The following is a 21253-nucleotide window of genomic DNA, read 5'->3' on the forward strand; positions in this document are numbered from 1 at the left end:
ACTTATTTTATAGGTTATTGAGCTTGTTTATATCCTATCACCACAGGGTAAATTTGTCAACATCTTTTTTCACTTTTTCTTTTACCTTTAAAACTCGTTGAAACGATCCGCCGCTTTGCAATGCAAAATGCAGTTTCCCCCATATAATAGTATGGTTTCCGGAAATTTTCTTCAATTTTTGCATTTTAGGGGTTGACAAATTGCAATCTAGCGTGTATCATACAAAACATACCAAATCAATATGTTTTGAGTGTTATGAAACCTTCAAACATAAAAACCGAAGTAAATCTCAAAGGAGGCGCACCCCGATGATGCGATCCCTTTTCCGGCAAATGCTTCGCCACAATTTCAGAAACGGACGAATGTGAAGCTCAGCTTTTCGTCAACTTCTCAAAATCCGTTAAAACAAAAATTAAATTCTGAAATTATGAAAGAGGTATTACCATGAGCTATACATATGATAACAACTACCATTTTGAAACCATCCAGCTGCACGCAGGTCAGGAGAACCCGGACCCCGCTACCGATGCCCGCGCAGTGCCGATCTATCAGACGACTTCCTTCGTCTTCAAGAACTCCGCACACGCAGCAGCCCGCTTCGCGCTCGCAGATGCAGGCAACATCTACGGCCGTCTGACGAACTCCACCGTGGACGCATTTGAGCAGCGCATTGCAGCCCTTGAGGGCAGCGTGGCAGCGCTTGGCGTCGCTTCCGGTGCAGCAGCCATCAACTATACGTTTCTCAACCTTGCAAGCGCAGGTGACAACATCGTTTCCGCGAAGACCATCTACGGCGGCACCTACAATCTGCTTGAGCACACGCTCCCGCAGTACGGCATCACCGCAACGTTCGTAGACCCGGACGAAGAAGGCGCTTTTGAAAACGCGATTAACGATAAGACAAAAGCTGTCTTCATCGAGACCATCGGCAACCCGAACGCAACGCTGATTGACATTGAAAAGGTCGCAGCCATTGCACATGCACATAAGATTCCGCTTGTTGTAGACTCTACATTCGCAACGCCTTACCTCCTCCGTCCGTTCGAGTACGGCGCAGACATTGTTGTCCATTCCGCTACAAAGTTCATCGGCGGTCACGGCACGGCGATCGGCGGCGTTATCGTAGACAGCGGTAAGTTTGACTGGGAGGGCAGCGGCAAGTTCCCGTCCCTCGTAGAGCCGAACCCCAGCTACCACGGCATCAGCTTCACAAAGGACGTCGGCGCGGCAGCCTTTGTCACGAAGATCCGTGCAATCCTCCTGCGTGATACCGGCGCAACGCTCGCTCCGCTGCACGCATTCCTGTTCCTGCAGGGTCTTGAAACGCTCTCTCTGCGCGTTGAACGCCATGTTGAGAACGCGCTGAAGGTTGTCGATTTCCTCTCCAAACACCCGAAGGTCGAAAGTGTCAACCATCCGTCTCTGCCGGACAGCCCGTACCACGAGCTTTATAAGAAGTATTTCCCGAACGGCGGCGCTTCCATCTTCACGTTCAACATCAAGGGCGGCGCTAAGGAAGCACAGGCGTTCATCGATAGACTCAAAATTTTCTCTTTGCTCGCAAACGTCGCAGACGTGAAGTCCCTCGTTATCCACCCGGCTTCCACCACGCACTCGCAGCTCAACGAAGAAGAGCTCGCAGAGCAGGGCATCCAGCCGAACACCATTCGCCTCTCCATCGGCACCGAGCACATCGATGACATCATCGCCGATCTTTCCCAGGCTTTCGGTGACTGATTCAAAACACTCCTTAAAACTGACTTCTCCGATATCCTATTTTCCGTGTCCCCACGTCAGAAATGGCGTGGGGACATGCTTTTTCCCGAAATCCGGCGGCTTTGCATCTTGACATCCCGCCCTATCTGTGTTAGAATTTTAAGGCTAATAAAGTTAGCTTATAAAGTAACAATTCGGAGGCGAAATGATATGAAACACATTCAGACGCTTGAGACCCGCAACCTGTGCGAAAGCGCAAAGAACGGCGGCTGCGGCGAGTGCCAGACTTCCTGCCAGTCCGCTTGCAAGACGAGCTGCGGCATTGCAAACCAGCAGTGCGAGAACACGGAGAAGAACGCGAAGTAATTCAAAGGTTCAGAAAACGCCGCCTTTTTTGGCGGCTTTTTTCATGTATAGATGCGAAAGGATTTTTTAGATGATACACCGTTATAAACTCGGCGGCATGAACATCGTGCTCGATATCTGTTCCGGCTCCGTCCACCTTGTCGATGAAGTTGCCTATGACATGATTGGCCTGTTCGAGACCGAAAGCCGCGAGGCGATTACCGCCGCTATGCTGGAAAAATACGGCGACCGTGAAGACGTGACCGAAGCCGACATCAACGAGTGCTACGAGCAGATTGAAGAGTTGCGCGACGCCGGTAAGCTCTTCACCCCCGATACGTTCGAGTCGATGGCAGGTGCCCTGAAAGCGAAAAGCGCCAACGTCGTCAAGGCGCTGTGCTTGCACGTGGCGCACACCTGCAATTTAAACTGCTCCTACTGCTTTGCAAGCCAAGGCAAGTACCACGGCGACCGCGCTCTCATGTCCTTTGAGGTCGGCAAGCAGGCGCTTGATTTCCTGCTCGAACACTCCGGCACGCGCCACAATTTGGAAGTCGACTTCTTCGGCGGCGAACCGCTGATGAATTTCGACGTCGTAAAGCAGCTTGTCGCGTATGCCCGTTCCCGCGAAAAGGAATGCGGTAAGCACTTCCGCTTCACGTTGACGACAAACGGCGTTTTGATCGACGACGGCGTCATCGATTTTGCAAACCGCGAGATGAGCAATGTCGTTTTAAGCCTCGACGGCCGCAAGGAAGTGCACGACCGCTACCGCGTAGACTACGCCGGCAACGGCAGTTGGGAGCGCATCGTTCCGAAATTCCAGAAGCTCGTCAAGGCGCGCGGCAACAAGGCGTATTACATGCGCGGCACATTCACGCACGCAAACCCGGATTTTCTCAAAGACATTCAGCAGATGCTCGACCTCGGCTTTACGGAACTGAGCATGGAACCGGTCGTCTGCGCACCGGGAGACCCCTCCGCGCTGACCGACGAAGACCGCGTCATCGTCATGGAGCAGTACGAAAAGCTTGCTGAGCTCATGCTGGAGCGCCGCCGCGCCGGCAAACCGTTCACGTTCTACCACTATATGATTGATCTCACCGGCGGCCCGTGCATTTACAAGCGCATTTCGGGCTGCGGCTCCGGCACAGAGTACATGGCCGTCACCCCGTGGGGCGACCTCTACCCCTGCCACCAGTTCGTCGGCGACGAAAAATTCCGCCTCGGCGATGTTTGGACAGGCGTGACGAACACGGAAATTCAGGCGGATTTCGCCTCCTGCAACGTGTACGCTCACCCCGAGTGCCGCGATTGCTGGGCAAGACTGTACTGCTCCGGCGGCTGCGCCGCAAACGCCTACCACGCCACCGGCTCCGTCCGCGGCGTTTACAAAGAGGGCTGCGAGCTCTTTAAAAAACGCATGGAATGCGCCATCATGCTCGAAGCCTCCAAGGCATTGGATAACAACGCATGATAACCGCGCCAATCTGCGAATTTGTGCGCCGCTACCGATATAGCGGCGCTTTGCGCATGCACATGCCGGGCCACAAGGGCACCGCGCTGCTCGGCCCCGAGCCGCTCGACCTCACCGAGATTGAGGACGCAGACGTGCTCTACCACGCCGAGGGCATCATCCGCGAAAGCGAAGCGAACGCCGCCGCGTTATTCGGCACCAAAAAGACGGTCTATTCCGCCGAGGGCTCGTCCCTGTGCATCCGCGCCATGCTGTATCTTGCGCTGCTGCATGCCCGCGCAAATCACAAAAAGCCCGTCATTGCGGCAGGCCGTAACGCACACAAGGTCTTCATGACGGCCGCAGCGCTGCTCGACCTTGACATTCGCTGGATCTACGGCACGGAAAGCGTCATTTCCTGCGCCATCACCCCCGCGCAGCTCGAAGACGTGATCGTATCGGAAAACCCTGCCGCCGTGTACATCACAAGCCCGGATTATCTCGGCAACATCGCGGACATCAAGTCCCTGTCCACCGTCTGCAAAAAACACGGCGTATTATTGCTCGTCGATAACGCCCACGGCGCGTACCTGCATTTTCTGCCCGAGCCCATGCACCCCATGCAGCTCGGCGCAGACATCTGCTGTGATTCCGCACACAAAACACTGCCGGTCTTAACGGGCGGCGCGTATCTGCACATCGCGCACGGCACGCCGGACATGTTCGCGCAGCGTGCGGAAAGCGCCATGGCGCTCTTTGCGTCCACGAGCCCGTCCTACCTCATTTTGCAGTCGCTCGACGCAACGAATCCGCTTTTAGCAACATCTTTTCCCGCACAGCTCAAAGCCTGTGCGGAGCGTCTTGACACGCTGAAAGCAAAACTCCGTGCGCACGGCTATGCTCTTTGCGGCGAGGAGCGCACAAAGCTCTGCTTATTGCCGAAGTCCTTCGGCTACACGGGCACAGCTCTGGCGGAAATTTTGACGCACAGCAATATTTACTGCGAGTTTTCCGACGCAGACCACCTTGTGATGATGTTCACGCCGGAGACCACACCCGCAGATTTTGCCCGTCTCGAGCGCGCGCTGCTCTCCGTTCTGCCCGCCCCGGCGATCCTTTCAAAGCCGCCTGTGCCGCCGCATGCCGAGCGTGTACTTTCCCCGCGCGAGGCGCTCTTCTCGCCGAGTGAAACGTTACCGCTTTCCGAGTGCAAAAACCGCATTTTGGCAGACGCCAACGTGAGCTGCCCACCCGCGGTGCCGCTTGCTGTATGCGGTGAGCGCCTGACCCCTGAGGTCATCTCCGCGATGGAATACTACGGCACCGAGCACTGCACGGTCGTTGTGGAATAATCACTATTTTAAAATATAAAAGTCTCCGTTTTCCTCTTTGATTCAGAGAAAGGCGGAGACTTTTTGCTTCTATTTTATCTTGTTTGAATTTCTAAAGACAGTCGCAGACCGCCTTTCAGGGAACCCATGCAACTGTGTTCCCTACGCTTGAAGCGTCCACCGGATGTTTCAAGCTACCTTTCTCATTTTGGGTTAGGCAAAAGGTGTTTCGTCGTTTGCGAACGACGACTTAGGGTGTTGCCCCAAGACCCCACCAACTTTCTCGAAGGAAGTTGGACAAAGACTTTATTCGTCGCTCCGCTATCGTTGTCGTAAACGCGTCAAATCTTAATTTTCAGCCATTTGCCCTGCTTCATTCTGAAATACCCAAGGCAGAATCGCATAAATTGGTCACCGAACAACCCAAGCCACACGCCAAGCAGTCCCAGTCCCAGCGGGTAGCACAGCAGCCAGCTTAAGCCCGGTCGGATAATGGCGACGCTGATCATAGACGCAAACGCGGTATACTTCGTATCGCCCGCGCCTCTCAGGCAACCGAAGAAAATAACCTGCGTGATCTGGAGATAAATGATAACGCACAGCATGCGCATAATCATCACACCCATATCGAGAATTTCCTGCTCACTCGAAAACAGGCCATAGAGATTCCTGCCGAAGAACAGGAAAACCATCGACATCACAAACGCGCAGAAAAGTCCGATTCGCTGACACATGGAGGCGTACAGCTTTGCAAGGTCGCGCCGTTCTTCGCCGAGACTCCTGCCGATCAGCGCCACAGACGCCACCGAAAGCCCATCACCGAGTGAGAACGTCAAACTCATCATATTCATGCCAATCTGGTGCGCAGCATACGCAGTGGTGCCGAGGTTCGCAACGGTGATGGCGAACAGCAAAAAGCCGATGCGTAGGAAAATCTGCTCCACAAACGCGCTGGAACCGACGTTAAGCAGTGAGCGCACGTCAAACCTCGAGGTAAAAAAGCCTTTCACGCCGCGGATATACACAAACGAGGACTTCGCGAACATGGAATGCAAGCTCATCGCGCAGCCGAGCACAGAGCCGATGACGGTCGCAAGCGCCGCGCCGCGCGTGCCGAGCGCCGGAAACCCGAAGTTGCCGCCGATCAAAAGATAGTTGAACACCACGTTCACAAGGTTAGAGACCATGTTCGTGCGCAGCGCGATCTTTGTGTTGCCCGCGCCGCGCTGTGCCGCGTTCACGATCATCATCACGGTCGTAAACCCGATGCCGCCCATGATGATTTGGAAATACTCCACCGCCGCTTCATGCGTATCGTCCGCCGAGCCCGCAAAGCGGATAATGGGGTCTGCAAACGCCGTAAACGTAACGCTGATGATCGCCGTCAAAATCACGGCGACCAGAATGCATGTTTTCAAAATGCGCACCGCGCTTTCGCGGTTCTGCTCGCCCCTACGCCGTGCAACCAGCGCCGAGATGGCCGTGCTCATCGACATAAACAGCGCCAAACCGATGAACTTCGGCTGCTGCGTCAGGCCCACCGCTGCAATGGCGTAAGAGCCCAGCGTGCTCACCATGATGGTATCGATAAAGCCGACGAGCGCCACCAAAAACGATTCCACCATCGAAGGCCACGCCATGTTGACGGTCGTTTTGAAAAGCGAGTTCGTAGACGGCAGCTCGCCCGTCACAGGCTCGCCGTGCAAAACATGCTGTGCGTTAAAGAGTTCCAAAAGTATTCACCCATTCCCAAAATAGTTGCTTTTGAAACATTATAGCATTAAAAAAGAAGCCGGTCAAGACGCGTACCGTTTATTTGTACGCAGTTCGACCGGCTTTTCAACCGTTATTTGTTTATTTTGTGGCAAGAAGCACTGCCGTGTTGGATTTCGCCCAGCACACGCGTACCTCTGCAAAGCCCGCTTTGAAAAGCAGCGCCGCTTCGCCCGCCACATACTGCGGCGTAAAGCAATAGTAATGCTCGTCTGCCGACAAGTGCTGCTCCTTGCGCTTCTGCTCAAACTCGGAACGGCAGAAGTCCTCATACATCTGCGTCGGCGCGAATTTGTCGCTCAACAGAAAGAACCCGCCCTTTTTAATGCTGCGGCACACGCGGTGAAACAGCTCCAAATTCTCTTCGCGGCTGTAATAATGCAGCGCCATCATGGAAACCGCACCGTCATAGCTTTCCGGCTCCAACTCATATTTAAAGAAATCACCACAAATTGTGCGGATGCGCTCCTTGTGCTCCGGCAGATTTTTCGGAATTTCCGAGAGCATTTTATCCGCGCAGTCAATGCCGTCCACATAAATCGTCGGGTTCTGCTCTAAAATTGCCGTAAGACCCGTGCCCGTGCCGATACCGATGTCCAGAATGTGCAGGTGCTCCTTCTTCGGGAAAAACTCCGCCGTGCGGCGAATGTAGCCGTCTTCATCCTCTGCGCTGCGTTTCAAGCGCTCGTCATAAGACTCCACCGCGCCGTTAAAATAACTGTCGATCCTTTCCAGTGGCATATGCACACCAATCCTTTCCTGCCGACGCAATACTCTAAACGATAGTTTTGCGCCAGGCGCATAAGCTATGCAAAACTTTGCGATATTTTTCATTTACCCATTATTACTATTTTACTGGAAATTCGCTCACCTTGCAACTTGGAAAAACGACAATTCTGCGCGGGCTTCGGCAAAAGATATTGGACTAATCCATGAATATCCCGCTGAATACCGCGGTTTACGCGAAGATCATGCGGCCAAAGTCCTGCGGACGATGGAAATCCGGCGTTTCGCTCGTCGTCTCATTCCACATCATATAGTGCGGCTGCACGGTGAGGTCGCCGCATTTAAAGCAGTTCGCGCGGATCACACGCCCGCTTTTAAAGTCGTAATCGGGGTAAAATACATGCAGAAATTCGAGCGGAATTTCATAAAAGATTTCCCACCCGTCCGCCGTTTTGTTCGTGCGGATGTTAAAAAGCTTCTTGTGGTCTTCCGGGATCAAACGGATGCTGTCTGCTCTGCCGTGGCCGAAGCCAAGGAAAATCGCGCCGTTCAAGTTCAGCTCAATGTTAAAATACCGCCCGTCCTCCGGCACCGGGGAGAAGAAAAACTCCATGCAGCTGTCCGTGCAGATGCTGCCGAGCTTATCGGTCAGCTCCGCGCGGATGTTCTTTTCGTGCGCCACTTGGTGCACGTAGATTTTCTCGTCGTCGTGGCAGATCTGCTGCTCCATGCGCACGCCCGCGTCCGGCAACCAACAAACATTGTCCACCTGCAACTCCGGCACCTTTGTCCAGTCCGGCGCACCCACCGTTTTCTCAATGACATACTCTTTCATATTCATACAGCTCCTAACCGTTTTCCGCCCATCGCGGTTTTTCATAGCTTCATCATACCAGATTTTGCCGTAAAATACAACAATTCCATAAAAAACAGGCGCTCCCGAAAAACGGAAGCGCCTGCGAAAAAGCTATTCTAATTTAACCAAAGCGATCAAGACAACAGTGTGCTAAGCCGTCAGGCGGTCTTTGTACAATGGTGTCTTATACTTCGTGCGGGTACTTTCTCATGTAGGAAAGCAGCTCGTCAACGGTGGTGAAGGCCATGCCGGTAACGGTGTCGGCAGCACCATAGTAGATGGTGATGCGGCCGGTGTCGGCATCGGTCAGGGTAGCGCACGGGAACGTAACGTTCGGCACGTCACCGGTGAGCTCATAGCTCTCTTCCGGACCGAAGACATAGAAGTTGCCTCTTTCCTTCACGATCCACGGCTTCTCGTGGTCAAGAAGCGCTACGCCGAAGCGATAAACGAAGCCGTTGCAGGAGTTCAGAACGCCGTGATAAATCATCAGCCAGCCTTCATCGGTCTCGATCGGAATCGGGCCGGGGCCGACCTTCTTGGACTGCCAGCCGGAGTGACTGCTCGTGCCGAAGACATAGCGGTGCTTGCCCCAATACGTCATGTCCGGGCTCTCGCTGTAGAAGATGTCGCCGAACGGGGTGTGACCAGTGTCGGACGGACGGCTCAGCATTGCGAAGTTGCCGTTGATCTTCTTCGGGAACATAACGCCGTTGCGGTTATACGGCAGGTAAGCGTTCTCCATCTGATAGAAGGTCTTAAAGTCATAGGTATAGCCTACGCCGATCGTCGGGCCGTGGAAACCGTTGCACCAGGTGATGTAGTAACGGTCCTCAATCCAGCAAACGCGCGGGTCATAGCGATATTCCTTGCGGGTTACGCACGGGTCGCAGCCGGGAGCCGGCTGGAAGTCGATCGGCTCGTGGTTGATCTTCCAGTTGATGCCGTCATCAGAGAAGCCTGCGAAGATGTCCATCTCAACAGAGCGGTTGTCGCAGCGGAAAACGCCAGCGAACTTGCCCTCAAACGGGACAACTGCGGAGTTGAAGATGCTGTTGGAAGTGGGGATGAGATCACGCGGAATGATCGGGTTGTGGTCATAACGCCAAACCGGCTTATCATAGCCCTGCGGCTTATCCTGCCACGGGATGTTCGGGAGTGCATTGCCGATAATTTTAGCCATTATAGTTTCCTCCATTTTATATTTTTTCAAAAGATATTCGAAAGCGAACACATACAGTTCTTTACAATGTGTAACCGCTTCCACATCACATTAACTATAATACAAACCAAGAGAAAAGTAAAGCTATTTTTTCCGAAAAAACCGTTTCTATCACAATTCCACCAAATTTCATCGCCGCCTTTAGCAAAATGCCGAAGCCCACGCCGTACACCGCATCACAAACCGCCAACTTTATGCAACAAATGCCTATTGCGCAAAAGCCGCATAAACGATATACTGTTGTTATAAACGGATATTTCTCTGCCCGAATTTTTATGTTTTCCCGAAAGGAACGATTTTATGGCGATTTTATTTGATGCCGAAAAGAAAATTTTCAAGCTGGATACCGCTTCCTCCAGTTACGTTTTTGCCGTGCATGACAGCGGCCGCCTGCTGCACCTCTACTACGGCGCATACCTGCCGGACTGCGACATGCGCTATTTATTGGACCGCGGCTACTTCGGCTCCTTCACGCCCGACGCCGCAGGCTACGTCGGCAAGGAGTTTTCCCCGGATACACAGCCGAGCGAATATTCCTGCAACGGCACCGGCGATTTCCGCATCTCCGCACTCCAAATCCGCAACGCAGACGGCAATATCGCGACCGACATCCGCTACGTTTCGCACCGCATTTTAAACGAAAAGCCTGCGCTGCCCGGCATGCCGTCTCTGCGCGACGAAAACGGTGACAGCGAAACACTCGAGATCACCACGCTCGACCAAACGACGAACGCCGAAGTGAAGCTCTACTACACCGTTTACAACGATCTGCCCGTCATGACGCGTCACGCCGTCGTGACGAATACGTCCGACCGCACCATGGAGCTTGAGCGTGTGTTCAGCGCCTGCCTCGACTTCAACACGATGGATTACGACATGGTGCACCTTTACGGCAAGTGGGCAAAGGAGCGCACCGTTACAGAGCGCCCGCTCTGCCACGGCATTCAATCCATCCAGAGCAAGCGCGGCTCCTCCTCACACAACCACAACCCGTTCGTCGCACTGAAAGCCCACGGCGCCACCGAAGAAAACGGCGAAGTCTACGGCGTCAACCTCATTTACAGCGGCAACTTTTCCATTGAAGCCGAAGTGGATTGCTTGAACGCCACGCGCCTTCTCGCAGGCATCAATCCCACCGATTTCACCTGGCGCCTGGAGCCGAACGAATCCTTCACCGCGCCGGAAGCCGTCATGGTCTACACCGATAGGGGCCTCGGAGAGATGAGCCGCATTTTCCACCGCACCTACATGAAGCACCTCATCAAGAGTCCGTGGCGCGATGTAGAACGCCCCGTGCTCATCAACAGCTGGGAGGCCGCATACTTCGATTTCGATGATAATAAGCTTGTCGCGTTCGCACACGAAGCCGCCAAAATGGGTGTCGATATGCTTGTCATGGACGACGGTTGGTTCGGCCACCGCAAAAACGACGACTCCTCCCTCGGCGACTGGTATGTCAACGAAAAGAAGCTCAAAGGCGGCCTCAGCTCCCTCATCGAGCGCGTCAACGCAGAGGGCTTAAAGTTCGGCATCTGGTATGAGCCGGAGATGATCTCTCCGGACAGCGACCTCTACCGCGCCCACCCGGATTGGTGCCTGCACGTGCCGAACCGTGAAAACTCCCCCGCACGCTTGCAGTACGTCCTCGATATGACGAGAAAAGACGTGCGCGATAATATCTTCGCGCAGATGTATAAAGTCCTCAGTGAAAATAAGATTGATTACGTCAAATGGGACTTCAACCGCAATCTGACCGAGGTCGGCTCTGCGCTGCTCCCGCCGGAGCGCCAGAAGGAGGTCATGCACCGCTTTGTGCTCGGTACATACGACCTCATGGATCGTTTTGTCAAAGCGTTTCCGAATATCCTCTTTGAAAACTGCTCCGGCGGCGGCGGACGTTTCGATGCCGGAATGCTGTATTATTCCCCGCAGATCTGGTGCAGCGACAACACCGACGCCATCGAGCGCCTCACCATTCAGTTCGGCACGTCCATGTGCTACCCTATCTCCTCGTTTGGCGCACACGTCGCAGCCCGCCCGCGCACCTCGCTTAAAACCCGCGGCAACGTCGCCATGTGCGGCACATTCGGCTACGAGTTAGACCCCAGAAAGCTCACCGATGACGAAAAAGCCGAAGTAAAGCAGCAGATCGCCGACTACCGCAAATATCACTGCCTTGTCCGCGAGGGCGATTTCTACCGCCTCGTCTCCCCGACCGAGAACGACTTCTACTGCGCGTGGGAGTTCGTTTCGCCGGATAAACAGGAAGCCATGATGACTGCCGTCGTCATGCGTCAGCCCGAGACCCGTTACTGCGTGCAGCGCCTGCGTGGCCTCGACCCCAAAACGTACTATCAGGACGAGGAGACCGGCACCGTCTATTCCGGCGCCATGCTGATGAACGCAGGCCTTAATTTGACAAGAGACGTCTACGAAGACGGCACCAGCGTCACAAAGCACTTTAAAGCTGTAAAGTAAAGCCGCCGAAATCCACAATACCGCAACGTTAAAAGTCTTTGATTAAACTTTCTTCAGAAAGTTTATGGGGGCTCGGGGCAACGCCCCAAGTCGCGCTCCGCAGAGCGCGAAACACTTTTTGCCTCCACAAAACCAGAACCGTAGGAAACCCAGTTGCATGGATTCCCTGCATGATTTGCCCCGCAAATCATTAGAATTAAATGAACAAAGCAGGACCCCGTAAACACACAACGTGCCTACGGGGTTCCTGCTATATAAATCATAAAAAAATCGACTTATTTCTCATCCGCATGCGTGCTGTTCATCAGGCGGATAAGTGCCTTCTGTGCGCGTTCCTCGCATACCGCAATAATCTCATCGCCCGCTTGCAGCACCGTGTCGCCGCCCGGAATGATGAGCTTGTTATTTCGCACAATGGAAATCAGCAGCGCCCCCTTCGGGAACACCACCTCACGCACCGACTTGCCGTGCAAAGCCGAATTCTCTCCAAGCGTCACGGAGCAAATCTGACCGCGGCCCTTGTTCAGCGATGCCACAAGATGAAACTCCATCAGGTTCGCTTCCTGCTCGATCATCTGCGCAATGATCTCCGTGCTGCTCACCGCATAATCCACGCCAAGCACACGCATCGTCTCCAAATTGCGCGGGTCGTTCGCGCGGGCAATCACTTTTTTCGCACCGAAATACTGCTTTGCAAGCTGCGACGCAACGAGGTTGTCCGCATCGTTGCCGGATATCGCAATAAAGCAGTCGGCGTCCCGTACACCGGCGTTTTCCAGCATGTCAATGTTCGTGCCGTCGCCGCAGATAATCTCCACGTCCAGCGAGTTCGCAAGCTGTAAGCTGCGCGCGCGGTCGCTCTCGATGATACGCACCTCGTGGCGGCGGCCCTCCAAAATGCGGCGCGCAAGGCTTTCGCCCACCTTGCCGCCGCCCATAATGACAATGTTCATGGCACATTCCCCCTTAATCGATTACGCGGCTGTACACAATCTCGTCGCCCGCCTCGAGCTTCAAGGGTGCAAGCCCTGCCAAAACGAACGCGCCGCTTTTGCGGATAATGCCGAACACCACTTCGTCCGGGTTGCCGCGTAGCTCGTCCACATCCTTGCCGATCTGATGCCGCTCCGCCGGCCGCACGTCAAAGTCAACCGTGTGCAGACCGAACTCGATTTTCTTGCTCAATTTTTCGCCGCTCAGCATCCGCACAATGCAGTCGCCGGCGTGGTTTGTGGGGCAAATGGTGTGCAATCCCATATGCTCAAAAATCAATTCACGCGTTGGATCGGATACGCGCGCCACCACGTTTTGGATACCGAAGTAATCGCGCGCAATCTGCGCCACCGTGATATTGAAGTTATCGTCCGCCGTTGTCACCGCCACCGCGTCGCAGCTTTCAATGCCCGCTTCGCGCAGGTTGCGAATATCCATCGGGAACCCGCGGAATGTCACGCCCTCGAAATCGTTTTCCAAAAGCTCCAAATCGCTTTCAATGTTGCTTAAAACAGAAACGTCCCAACCCATTTCGTCCATGGTGCGGGCGATTTTTCGCCCAAGCAGGCCGCAGCCTATAACTAACACATTCATAGTTTACCTCAGCGTCGCTCCGGATCTTCCGTATCGCGAATGGTCTCTGCCGTCATGCCGTTTGATGTGCTGCCGGAACTCGTATTCTCTCGGTTACCGCCGTTTACGATAATAGGATTATTCGCATTCGGCGTCGGCTCTGCAGTGGGGGCGGGTGTCGGCGATGCCTCGCTGCCGTTTTGCGCGTCATCGCTGTCCCCATTGTCATCGGTCGTGCCGTCTTCCGCATTCGGGGTCGGCGAAGGCGTCGCGGTCGCAAGTGCGGTCTTCTCTTTCTCACTGATCGTCACAAATTCCGCGAACACATACGCATTCTGCCCAAAGTAAGAGATTTCCACCCACTCGGAGGTATCGTCCTGTGCCACAACCTCGAACGCCTCGCCGGCCTCTGCCGTGCCGAGAATTTCGGAATCCGTCGAAGCCTCGCTGCGCACATTCAACGAATCGTCGATGTCGTTGATGATCGCCACCTTCACTTTTTCGACCGGTATAGGCGTTGCGGTAGGCTCCGCGCTCGGGGAGGGGGAGGGCTCCGCCTTGGCGCTGCCCTTGCCGCATGCCGCGGTGCCAAGGATTATCGCGGCGCACAGTGCCGCCGTGACCGCCGTTTTCAAAATGTTTTTATAATGGATGCTTCGTTTCATAAAAGCTCACTTCTCCTTTCTTTTTTCGGCGCGCATTCAAAATGTCGCCGGAACATAAGATGATTTGTTATTAGCTATTTTAGCACAGTTCAAAGGAAAATCCAATACTTCGCCCGGTTTTTTCATTTCTTTTGCAAAAATCACCCGCATTTCTTGCCATTACCCCGAAAAAGGGCTATAATTACAGGGAATATTTTGCTTGGATATTGGAGTGTTCATCATGTTAAAACCCGAACAGATCGCGTCCGTCAAGGGCCGCGGCTTCCTCATCAATCGCGGCACAGAGTGCTTCTCCGGCCGTCTCGTCTGCGCCGGCGCGGTCTTCACCGCTGCCGACCTGCGCACCATCTCCGAGATTGCCGAAAAATTCGGCAGCGGCAAGGTGACGTTCACCTCCCGCCTGTCCGCCGAGATCGTCGGCATCCCCTTCGAGCAGATTGACGCCGCCTGCGATTACGCTGCCGAGCGTGGCCTCTACTTCGGCGGCACCGGCGCTAAAATACGCCCCGTCACCGCATGTAAGGGCACCACGTGCGTCTACGGCAACTACGACACACAGGCGCTCGCCAAAGAGCTGCACGAAAAATACTACGTCGGCTGGGCAAATGTCAAACTGCCGCACAAGTTCAAAATCGGCATCGGCGGCTGCCCGAACAGCTGCATGAAGCCTTCCTTAAACGATTTCGGCATCGAGAGCCACCGCGTGCCGATCTTCGACGAAGACACCTGCCGCGGCTGCAAGGTCTGCATGGTGGAAAAATCATGTCCCTCCAAGGCTGCACACGTCGAAAACGGCAAATTACATATCGATGAAAAGTGTCTCGCCTGCGGCGTCTGCACCGGCAAATGCCCGTTTAAGGCTGTCCGCCACGAAAGCCCGGTCGTTTACCGCATTTATGTCGGTGGCACGTGGGGCAAGCAAACACGCATGGGCACGCCGCTCAGCCGCTTCGTCACCCGCGCGGAGATCGAGCCCCTACTCGAGAAGACCATGCTCTGGTTCAAGGAAAACGCCATGCCCAAAGAACGCCTCGGCAAAGCTATTGACCGTCTTGGCATCGAAAAATTCGAGCACGACGTCTTCTCCGATGAGCTTCTGAACCGCCGCGAGGAGATCCTCACAAAATAATTCCGAAAGGATACCCTATGAAACTCAAGTCCCTCACAGCACTCGCGCTTTCCACCGTACTGCTCTTTTCCGGCTGCGCCGCCCCGGCGCAAAACGAAACCACCTCTGAAAGCTCCTCCGCCGCTCCCGAAACGACCGCCGTCTCCGAGCGCGTCATTACGGATTCCTACGGCACCAAAACGGAGCTCCCCGATGACCCGTGCGTCGTCTCCCTTTACGGCTCGTTTGCCGAGTGCTGGCTGCTTTCCGGCGGTAAACTCGCCGGTATTACCGAAGATGCCGTAGACGAGCACGGCATCGAAATCGATGACGATACCGCGCTCGTCGGCACCGTCATGGAGCCGAATCTTGAGAGCATCGCGGCACTCTCCCCGGATTACGTGATTTTATCCGCCGACCTGCCCGCCCACGCGGAGCTCGATTCCGCCCTCACCGATATGCAGATTCCCCACGGCTGTTTTCACATGGATAACGTCATGGATTATGCAAAGATCATGCTGAATTTCTGCGCCGTCAACGACCCGGACGGTGAAAAATACGACGAAAACGTCACACAGGTTTTAAAGCGCATTGAATCTATAAAGCAGGAGACAGCCGAAAAGCTCTCCGGACAGAAAGCTCCCACCGTCCTGCTTTTGCGCGCTTATTCCACCGGCGTTAAGGCCAAAGGCGAAGACACCGTTGCGGGCGCCATTTTAAAAGAGCTCGGTGCGCACAACATTGCAGACGATAACGAAAGCCTGCTCGAAGACCTCAGCTTGGAATCCGTCATCGAAGCCGACCCGGACTACATCCTCGTCATGACGATGGGCAACGAAGAAAACGCCAAGACCTACATGGCAGAGAACATCGAAAATAACCCCGCGTGGAGCGAGCTCTCCGCCGTGAAAAACGGCCGCTACATCTATCTGCCGAAAGACCTTTTCCACTATAAGCCCTTAAACCGCTGGGACGAGAGCTACGCATACATTGCAAAGCTCCTTTTGAATGAAGATGCGTAAGAAAATTTTATTTCCCGCAGCGCTTTTGCTGCTCGTTTTCTCCTTTGTGCTGAGCCTCTGTGTCGGCTCGGCACAAATTTCTATTCGCGAAGCTGTCTCTGCCCTGCAAAACGGCAGTTTAACGCCCGACAGCCGCATCCTGTTCTACGTGCGCCTGCCGCGCGCCCTTGCCGCCGTGCTCTCGGGCGCAGCACTTGCGGTCTCCGGTGTGCTCTTGCAGAATGTCTTAAATAACGCCCTTGCCGCACCGAACATCATCGGTGTCAACGCCGGGGCGGGCTTTGCCGTGCTGTTTTTGCTCGCCGTCTTCCCCACAGCCACCGCGTTTTTGCCGTTTGCAGCATTCCTTGGCGCTCTTTTCGCGTCGCTGCTCATTTATGCCGTCGCAGCAAAAAGCGGTGCTTCCCGCACAACGATCACCCTCGCGGGCGTGGCCTTAAGCAGTGTTTTCACCGCCGGCAGCAACGCCATAAAGACCTTTTTCCCGGATACCATCTATAATTCCAGCTCCTTTTTCATCGGCGGATTTTCCGGCATCGCGTACAAAAATCTCACCCCCGCGTGGATTGCCATCCTGCTTGGTCTGCTCCTTGCTGTGCTGTTTTCCGGCGAAATGGACGTTCTCTCCCTCGGCGATGAGACCGCGCAGTCGCTCGGCATGCGTGTGCAAGGAACACGCTTTCTCCTGCTCATGACGGCCAGCCTGCTTGCTGGCGGCGCAGTCAGCTTTTCGGGGCTTCTCGGCTTCGTGGGGCTCATCGTACCGCACATCCTGCGCCACTTCATCGGCGCGCGCCACCGCATCTTAGTGCCGCTTTCGGCCCTCTTCGGCGCGTCGTTCGTCTTATTGTGCGATACCCTCAGCCGCACGCTGTTTTCCCCGTATGAGATTCCCGTCGGCATCGTACTGTCGCTGCTCGGCGGCCCGTTCTTCCTTTTCCTCATCGTGCGCAAAAAAGGAGGAAAACTCGAATGAACCGAAACCTTTCCACCGCCTTAAAATTCGCTGACCTTTGCGTCACGTTAAATCACGCCGAAATTCTCCGCGGAGTCTCGGGCGAACTCCGCCGCGGCGAAGTCACCGGCATCCTCGGCCCAAACGGCTGCGGCAAAACGACGCTGCTCCGCGCGCTCTGCCGCCTTATTAAAGCGGATTCCGGCAGCATCACCCTGTGCGGCGGTACCGCGGAAACCGACATTGCCGCCCTTGCCCCCAAAGCTCTCGCGCGGCGCGTCTCGTTCCTGCCGCAGCAAAGGGCCGTGCCGGATATCACCGCCAAAACGCTCGTCTCCCATGGGCGCTATCCCTATCTCGGCTTTTCGCGCACGCTGTCCAATAAAGACCGCACCGTCATTCAAAACGCGCTTAAAACTGCCGGTGTGTCGGCCTTTGCCGACCGCCGCCTGCCCATGCTTTCGGGCGGCGAGCGCCAGCGCGTGTTCCTCGCCATGCTTTTAGCGCAAAACACCGACGTCGTCCTGCTCGATGAGCCCACTACTTACCTTGATGCGCACCATAAATTCGAGCTCATGGCGCTCCTCTCTACGCTCAAAGTGCAAAACAAAGCCGTCGGTATCGTCCTGCACGAGCTCCCCCTCGCGTTCAAGTTCTGTGACCGCCTGCTTCTCATGAAAAACGGCCAAATCATGCAAAGCGGCACGCCGGAGGAGCTATTAAAAACCGGCCTTATCGAGCACCTGTTCGGCGTTTCCCTCACCCCCGTTATGCTCGACAAAGAGGTGGAGTACATCGAACGTAAAATTCACAGTTGACATTTCGCACTTTTGCGTGTACAATAAGACCACAAGTTAAAGTACTTTTGTAACTGACGGAATACAAGATGGGGACATCGTGGAGCAAAAGTATGAAAATGAGCCGACCGTCTGGGCAGTGTTTTGAAAGCACTGCCCTGTTTTTATGTCAGCAGCTTCCAAAACAAGGAAATTTGCACGGCAAAACGCCGGAAAGGAATGGGAAACTATGAACGCTTGGAGAGATTTTAAAGGCGGTAAGTGGCAGGATCGCATCGATGTCCGCGACTTCATCCAGAAAAACTACACCCCCTACACGGGCGACGAAAGCTTTTTGCAGCCCCCGACCGCTCGCACCGAAAAAATGCTCGAAAAGTACGAGGCTCTCTGCCGCGCCGAGCAGCAAAACGGCGGCGTTTTGAACATCGATACCGAAACCGTCATCACCGCCACGTCTTTCGGCCCCGGCTACCTTGATAAGGAAAACGAGATCATCGTCGGCCTCCAGACCGATGAGCCGTTAAAGCGCGCTTGCAACCCGTTCGGCGGCATGCGTATGGTGCGCTCCGCCTGCGAAGCCTACGGCTACAAGGTCTCCGATAAAATTGAAGAGGAGTTTAAATACCACAAGACCCACAACGACGGCGTGTTCTCTGCCTATACGGATGACGTGCGCGCCGCACGCCACGCCGGCATCATCACCGGCCTGCCGGATGCCTACGGCCGCGGCCGCATCATCGGCGATTACCGCCGCGTTCCGCTCTACGGCGTAAACCGTTTGATTCTCCAAAAGCAGAAAGATAAAGCCGATCTCGGCAAAAATCCCCTCACGGCCGATACCATTCGCCTTTCCGAAGAAGTCACCGACCAGATCACCGCGCTCAAGGACATGGTGAAAATGGCCGCCATGTACGGTTACGACATCACCCGCCCGGCAGAAAACGCCCGCGAGGCTGTGCAGTGGCTCTATTTCGCATATCTCGCCGCCATCAAAGAGCAGAACGGTGCCGCCATGAGCCTCGGCCGCACCTCCACATTCCTTGACATTTATTTTGAACGTGACCTCAAAGAAGGCGTACTCGATGAATCCGGCGCACAGGAGATCATGGACGATTTCGTCTTAAAGCTCCGCATGGCGCGCCACCTGCGCACACCTGAATACAACGAGCTTTTCGGCGGCGACCCCATGTGGATCACCGAGTCCCTCGGCGGCACCGGCGAGGACGGCCGCACGCTCGTCACCAAAAACTCTTACCGCATGCTCCATACGCTCTATAACCTCCACCCGTCCCCGGAGCCGAACCTCACCGTGCTGTGGTCGAAGCACCTGCCGGAAAACTGGAAGCGCTTCGTCGCGAAGGTCTCCTGCGATACCGATGCCATCCAGTACGAGAGCGACACCGTTATGCGCCCCGCATTCGGTGATGATTACGCCATTGCCTGCTGCGTCTCCGCCATGCGCGTCGGCAAAGATATGCAGTTCTTCGGTGCACGCGCAAACCTTGCAAAGCTCGTACTGCTCGCCATCAATGGCGGCATGGACGAAGTGAAAAAGACCCGCGTCGCGCCTGAAATGCCTGTCTGGCCGGACGAATACGTCGATTTCGACGGCCTCCTCAACCGCCTCGATTTCTACCGCGATTGGCTCGCAAAAACTTACGTCGATGCCATGAACACCATCCACTACATGCACGACAAATACGCCTATGAAAAGAGCCAGATGGCGCTGCACGATACGAACGTCCGCCGTTTGATGGCGTTCGGCATCGCCGGCATGAGCTGCATGGCAGACTCCCTTTCCGCCATTAAATATGCCAAGGTGCGCTGCATCCGCGACCCCGAGACCGGCCTCGTCACCGACTTCGAGACCGAGGGCGAGTTCCCGTGCTTTGGCAATGACGACCCGCGTGTCGATTCCATCGCCTGCGAGCAGGTGCGCCGCTTCTACGATGCCCTGCGCGAATACCCGCTCTATCGCGGCGCACAGCACACGCTGTCCATTTTGACCATCACCTCCAACGTCATGTACGGCAAAAAGACCGGCAACACGCCGGATGGCCGCAAACTCGGCGAGCCGCTCGCCCCGGGCGCAAACCCCATGAGCGGCCGTGATAAATCCGGCGCGCTCGCAGAGCTCAACTCCGTCGCAAAGCTTTCTTATGATTATTGCCGCGACGGCATCTCGAACACGTTCTCCATCATCCCGGAAGCCCTTGGCAAAACGGAGGAAGACCGCATCACAAACCTCGTCCAGCTCCTTTCGGGCTACTTCATTCAGGGTGCGCATCACCTCAACGTCAACGTCATGAACCGCGAAACGCTCATCGATGCCTACCATAACCCGGAAAAATACCCCAACCTCACCATCCGCGTTTCCGGCTACGCGGTCAACTTCCACCGTCTCTCCAAAGAGCAGCAGCGCGAAGTCATCTCCCGCACATTCCACGAGGCAATCTGATGGAAGGCCGCGTCAGCTCCGTACAGTCCATGGGCGCGGTAGACGGCCCCGGCCTGCGCTACGTCGTCTTTCTGCAAGGCTGCCCGCTGCGCTGTGCCTACTGCCATAACCCCGAAACGTGGGACTTAACCGGCGGCACGCCCTACACAGCAGAGGATCTCTGCAAAACAATCCTCCGTTACCGCCCCTATTTCGGTGAAAATGGAGGTGTCACCGTCTCGGGCGGCGAACCGCTTTTGCAGCCCGAGTTTGTCGCGGAATTATTCCGGCGCCTGCATGAACACAACATCCACACCGCGCTCGATACCGCCGGCGCCGGCGACCTTTCCCGTGCCAAGCAGGTTCTCAAGCACACAGACCTCGTCCTTTGCGACATCAAGTTCCCCACGGAAGCGCAGTACAAATCCCACTGCGGCGGCTCCTTGCAGCACACGGTCGATTTCATGCGCCTTACGGAATCGATGCATATTCCCCTCTGGGTGCGCCACGTCGTCGCGCCCGGTCTTTCCGATACGGTTGAGAGCCTCCGCGCCGTCAAAGCTCTCGCGGAGTCGTTCTCCAATTTGGAGAAAATCGAGTGGCTGCCGTTTAAAAACATCTGCGCCGCCAAATACAAGGCGCTTCATATCCCGTTCCCCATGGGCGACAAACCCTCGTTCTCACAAAGCCACGTCGAAGCGCTCCTTTCAAAGCTATAATTTCATCCAAAAAGGCTGTCCCGCACTTTGTCGGGCAGCCTTTTCGTTTTCATTTCTATTTCCGTTTTGGTTTAGATTTAT

At 55.1% G+C, this 21253-nt stretch carries 18 protein-coding genes and 1 riboswitch; of the genes, 11 read left to right on the forward strand and 7 right to left on the reverse strand.

Annotated elements, in window-relative coordinates; genetic code table 11:
• Window positions 1-444: 444 nt before the first annotated feature.
• The 4 genes from ACI0CA_RS13525 (at window position 445) to ACI0CA_RS13540 (ending at window position 4869) form a co-directional block, all read left to right on the forward strand.
• Window positions 445-1737, forward strand: a complete 1293-nt coding sequence (locus ACI0CA_RS13525; RefSeq protein ID WP_446806721.1) for an O-acetylhomoserine aminocarboxypropyltransferase/cysteine synthase family protein — start codon at window positions 445-447, stop codon at window positions 1735-1737.
• Window positions 1738-1926: 189 nt separating this feature from the next.
• Window positions 1927-2082, forward strand: a complete 156-nt coding sequence (gene scfA, locus ACI0CA_RS13530) for a six-cysteine ranthipeptide SCIFF (RefSeq protein WP_176820824.1) — start codon at window positions 1927-1929, stop codon at window positions 2080-2082.
• A 70-nt stretch (window positions 2083-2152) separates the two neighbouring features.
• Window positions 2153-3538: a thioether cross-link-forming SCIFF peptide maturase gene (scfB, locus tag ACI0CA_RS13535; RefSeq protein WP_412330454.1), complete on the forward strand. Its 1386-nt coding sequence runs from the start codon at window positions 2153-2155 to the stop codon at window positions 3536-3538.
• Window positions 3535-4869, forward strand: coding sequence for an aminotransferase class V-fold PLP-dependent enzyme (locus ACI0CA_RS13540; RefSeq protein ID WP_308448668.1), 1335 nt, complete (start codon window positions 3535-3537; stop codon window positions 4867-4869). The genes scfB and ACI0CA_RS13540 overlap by 4 nt, the downstream gene beginning before the upstream one ends.
• Window positions 4870-5189: 320 nt before the next feature.
• On the opposite strand, the gene ACI0CA_RS13545 is transcribed toward ACI0CA_RS13540, so the two are convergent.
• The 4 genes from ACI0CA_RS13545 to ACI0CA_RS13560 form a co-directional block, all read right to left on the reverse strand.
• Window positions 5190-6581 (reverse strand): MATE family efflux transporter, encoded by a 1392-nt coding sequence (locus tag ACI0CA_RS13545; protein WP_308448667.1) that lies wholly within the window; start codon window positions 6579-6581, stop codon window positions 5190-5192.
• Between the two features lie 121 nt (window positions 6582-6702).
• A complete protein-coding gene (locus tag ACI0CA_RS13550) occupies window positions 6703-7362 on the reverse strand; it encodes a class I SAM-dependent methyltransferase (RefSeq protein ID WP_176820828.1) in 660 nt (219 codons plus the stop codon).
• 217 nt (window positions 7363-7579) lie between these two features.
• The gene (locus tag ACI0CA_RS13555) at window positions 7580-8188 is read right to left on the reverse strand and encodes a carbohydrate-binding family 9-like protein (protein ID WP_176820829.1); all 609 of its coding nucleotides are present in this window, start codon (window positions 8186-8188) and stop codon (window positions 7580-7582) included.
• 199 nt (window positions 8189-8387) lie between these two features.
• Window positions 8388-9386 (reverse strand): glycoside hydrolase family 130 protein, encoded by a 999-nt coding sequence (locus tag ACI0CA_RS13560; RefSeq protein ID WP_176820830.1) that lies wholly within the window; start codon window positions 9384-9386, stop codon window positions 8388-8390.
• A 339-nt stretch (window positions 9387-9725) separates the two neighbouring features.
• Between ACI0CA_RS13560 and ACI0CA_RS13565 the strand changes: the two genes are divergently transcribed.
• A complete protein-coding gene (locus tag ACI0CA_RS13565) occupies window positions 9726-11903 on the forward strand; it encodes an alpha-galactosidase (RefSeq protein ID WP_308448664.1) in 2178 nt (725 codons plus the stop codon).
• Window positions 11904-12178: 275 nt separating this feature from the next.
• Here ACI0CA_RS13565 and ACI0CA_RS13570 read toward each other — a convergent pair whose 3' ends face one another.
• Genes ACI0CA_RS13570 through ACI0CA_RS13580 form a run of 3 tightly spaced genes read right to left on the reverse strand, consistent with a single transcriptional unit; the run spans window position 12179 to window position 14134 of the window.
• Window positions 12179-12856: a potassium channel family protein gene (locus ACI0CA_RS13570; RefSeq protein ID WP_316519511.1), complete on the reverse strand. Its 678-nt coding sequence runs from the start codon at window positions 12854-12856 to the stop codon at window positions 12179-12181.
• A gap of 13 nt (window positions 12857-12869) precedes the next feature.
• On the reverse strand, window positions 12870-13490 hold the full coding sequence (locus ACI0CA_RS13575; protein WP_412357879.1) for a potassium channel family protein: 621 nt from the start codon (window positions 13488-13490) through the stop codon (window positions 12870-12872).
• 8 nt (window positions 13491-13498) lie between these two features.
• On the reverse strand, window positions 13499-14134 hold the full coding sequence (locus tag ACI0CA_RS13580) for an SH3 domain-containing protein (RefSeq protein ID WP_412357877.1): 636 nt from the start codon (window positions 14132-14134) through the stop codon (window positions 13499-13501).
• 220 nt (window positions 14135-14354) lie between these two features.
• Here ACI0CA_RS13580 and ACI0CA_RS13585 point away from each other — a divergent pair, with 220 nt between their 5' ends.
• The 6 genes from ACI0CA_RS13585 (at window position 14355) to pflA (ending at window position 21172) form a co-directional block, all read left to right on the forward strand.
• Window positions 14355-15263 carry a (4Fe-4S)-binding protein gene (locus tag ACI0CA_RS13585; RefSeq protein ID WP_412264129.1) on the forward strand — a complete coding sequence of 303 codons (909 nt, stop codon included), beginning with the start codon at window positions 14355-14357 and terminating at the stop codon, window positions 15261-15263.
• A 17-nt stretch (window positions 15264-15280) separates the two neighbouring features.
• Window positions 15281-16264 carry an ABC transporter substrate-binding protein gene (locus ACI0CA_RS13590; RefSeq protein WP_308448659.1) on the forward strand — a complete coding sequence of 328 codons (984 nt, stop codon included), beginning with the start codon at window positions 15281-15283 and terminating at the stop codon, window positions 16262-16264.
• Window positions 16257-17240: a FecCD family ABC transporter permease gene (locus ACI0CA_RS13595; RefSeq protein ID WP_412266519.1), complete on the forward strand. Its 984-nt coding sequence runs from the start codon at window positions 16257-16259 to the stop codon at window positions 17238-17240. Before ACI0CA_RS13590 ends, ACI0CA_RS13595 begins: the two co-directional genes overlap by 8 nt.
• A complete protein-coding gene (locus ACI0CA_RS13600) occupies window positions 17237-18037 on the forward strand; it encodes an ABC transporter ATP-binding protein (RefSeq protein WP_308448657.1) in 801 nt (266 codons plus the stop codon). The genes ACI0CA_RS13595 and ACI0CA_RS13600 overlap by 4 nt, the downstream gene beginning before the upstream one ends.
• A gap of 39 nt (window positions 18038-18076) precedes the next feature.
• A riboswitch (ZMP/ZTP riboswitch) is annotated at window positions 18077-18161 on the forward strand.
• Between the two features lie 84 nt (window positions 18162-18245).
• Window positions 18246-20474 (forward strand): formate C-acetyltransferase, encoded by a 2229-nt coding sequence (gene pflB, locus ACI0CA_RS13605; RefSeq protein WP_176820839.1) that lies wholly within the window; start codon window positions 18246-18248, stop codon window positions 20472-20474.
• Window positions 20474-21172 carry a pyruvate formate-lyase-activating protein gene (pflA, locus tag ACI0CA_RS13610; RefSeq protein WP_417073661.1) on the forward strand — a complete coding sequence of 233 codons (699 nt, stop codon included), beginning with the start codon at window positions 20474-20476 and terminating at the stop codon, window positions 21170-21172. The genes pflB and pflA overlap by 1 nt, the downstream gene beginning before the upstream one ends.
• The last annotated feature ends 81 nt before the right edge of the window (window positions 21173-21253 follow it).

The organism is Hominenteromicrobium mulieris, from assembly GCF_046197855.1.
GTDB lineage: Bacteria > Bacillota > Clostridia > Oscillospirales > Acutalibacteraceae > Hominenteromicrobium > Hominenteromicrobium mulieris.

Excerpts from the sequence above, each read along its gene's own strand:
- ACI0CA_RS13525 (WP_446806721.1), top strand. The coding sequence starts at position 445 with ATGAGCTATACATATGATAACAACTACCATTTTGAAACCATCCAGCTG.
- scfA (WP_176820824.1), top strand. The coding sequence starts at position 1,927 with ATGAAACACATTCAGACGCTTGAGACCCGCAACCTGTGCGAAAGCGCA.
- scfB (WP_412330454.1), top strand. The coding sequence starts at position 2,153 with ATGATACACCGTTATAAACTCGGCGGCATGAACATCGTGCTCGATATC.
- ACI0CA_RS13540 (WP_308448668.1), top strand. The coding sequence starts at position 3,535 with ATGATAACCGCGCCAATCTGCGAATTTGTGCGCCGCTACCGATATAGC.
- ACI0CA_RS13550 (WP_176820828.1), bottom strand. The coding sequence starts at position 7,362 with ATGCCACTGGAAAGGATCGACAGTTATTTTAACGGCGCGGTGGAGTCT.
- ACI0CA_RS13555 (WP_176820829.1), bottom strand. The coding sequence starts at position 8,188 with ATGAATATGAAAGAGTATGTCATTGAGAAAACGGTGGGTGCGCCGGAC.
- ACI0CA_RS13560 (WP_176820830.1), bottom strand. The coding sequence starts at position 9,386 with ATGGCTAAAATTATCGGCAATGCACTCCCGAACATCCCGTGGCAGGAT.
- ACI0CA_RS13565 (WP_308448664.1), top strand. The coding sequence starts at position 9,726 with ATGGCGATTTTATTTGATGCCGAAAAGAAAATTTTCAAGCTGGATACC.
- ACI0CA_RS13570 (WP_316519511.1), bottom strand. The coding sequence starts at position 12,856 with ATGAACATTGTCATTATGGGCGGCGGCAAGGTGGGCGAAAGCCTTGCG.
- ACI0CA_RS13575 (WP_412357879.1), bottom strand. The coding sequence starts at position 13,490 with ATGAATGTGTTAGTTATAGGCTGCGGCCTGCTTGGGCGAAAAATCGCC.
- ACI0CA_RS13580 (WP_412357877.1), bottom strand. The coding sequence starts at position 14,134 with ATGAAACGAAGCATCCATTATAAAAACATTTTGAAAACGGCGGTCACG.
- ACI0CA_RS13585 (WP_412264129.1), top strand. The coding sequence starts at position 14,355 with ATGTTAAAACCCGAACAGATCGCGTCCGTCAAGGGCCGCGGCTTCCTC.
- ACI0CA_RS13590 (WP_308448659.1), top strand. The coding sequence starts at position 15,281 with ATGAAACTCAAGTCCCTCACAGCACTCGCGCTTTCCACCGTACTGCTC.
- ACI0CA_RS13595 (WP_412266519.1), top strand. The coding sequence starts at position 16,257 with ATGCGTAAGAAAATTTTATTTCCCGCAGCGCTTTTGCTGCTCGTTTTC.
- ACI0CA_RS13600 (WP_308448657.1), top strand. The coding sequence starts at position 17,237 with ATGAACCGAAACCTTTCCACCGCCTTAAAATTCGCTGACCTTTGCGTC.
- pflB (WP_176820839.1), top strand. The coding sequence starts at position 18,246 with ATGAACGCTTGGAGAGATTTTAAAGGCGGTAAGTGGCAGGATCGCATC.
- pflA (WP_417073661.1), top strand. The coding sequence starts at position 20,474 with ATGGAAGGCCGCGTCAGCTCCGTACAGTCCATGGGCGCGGTAGACGGC.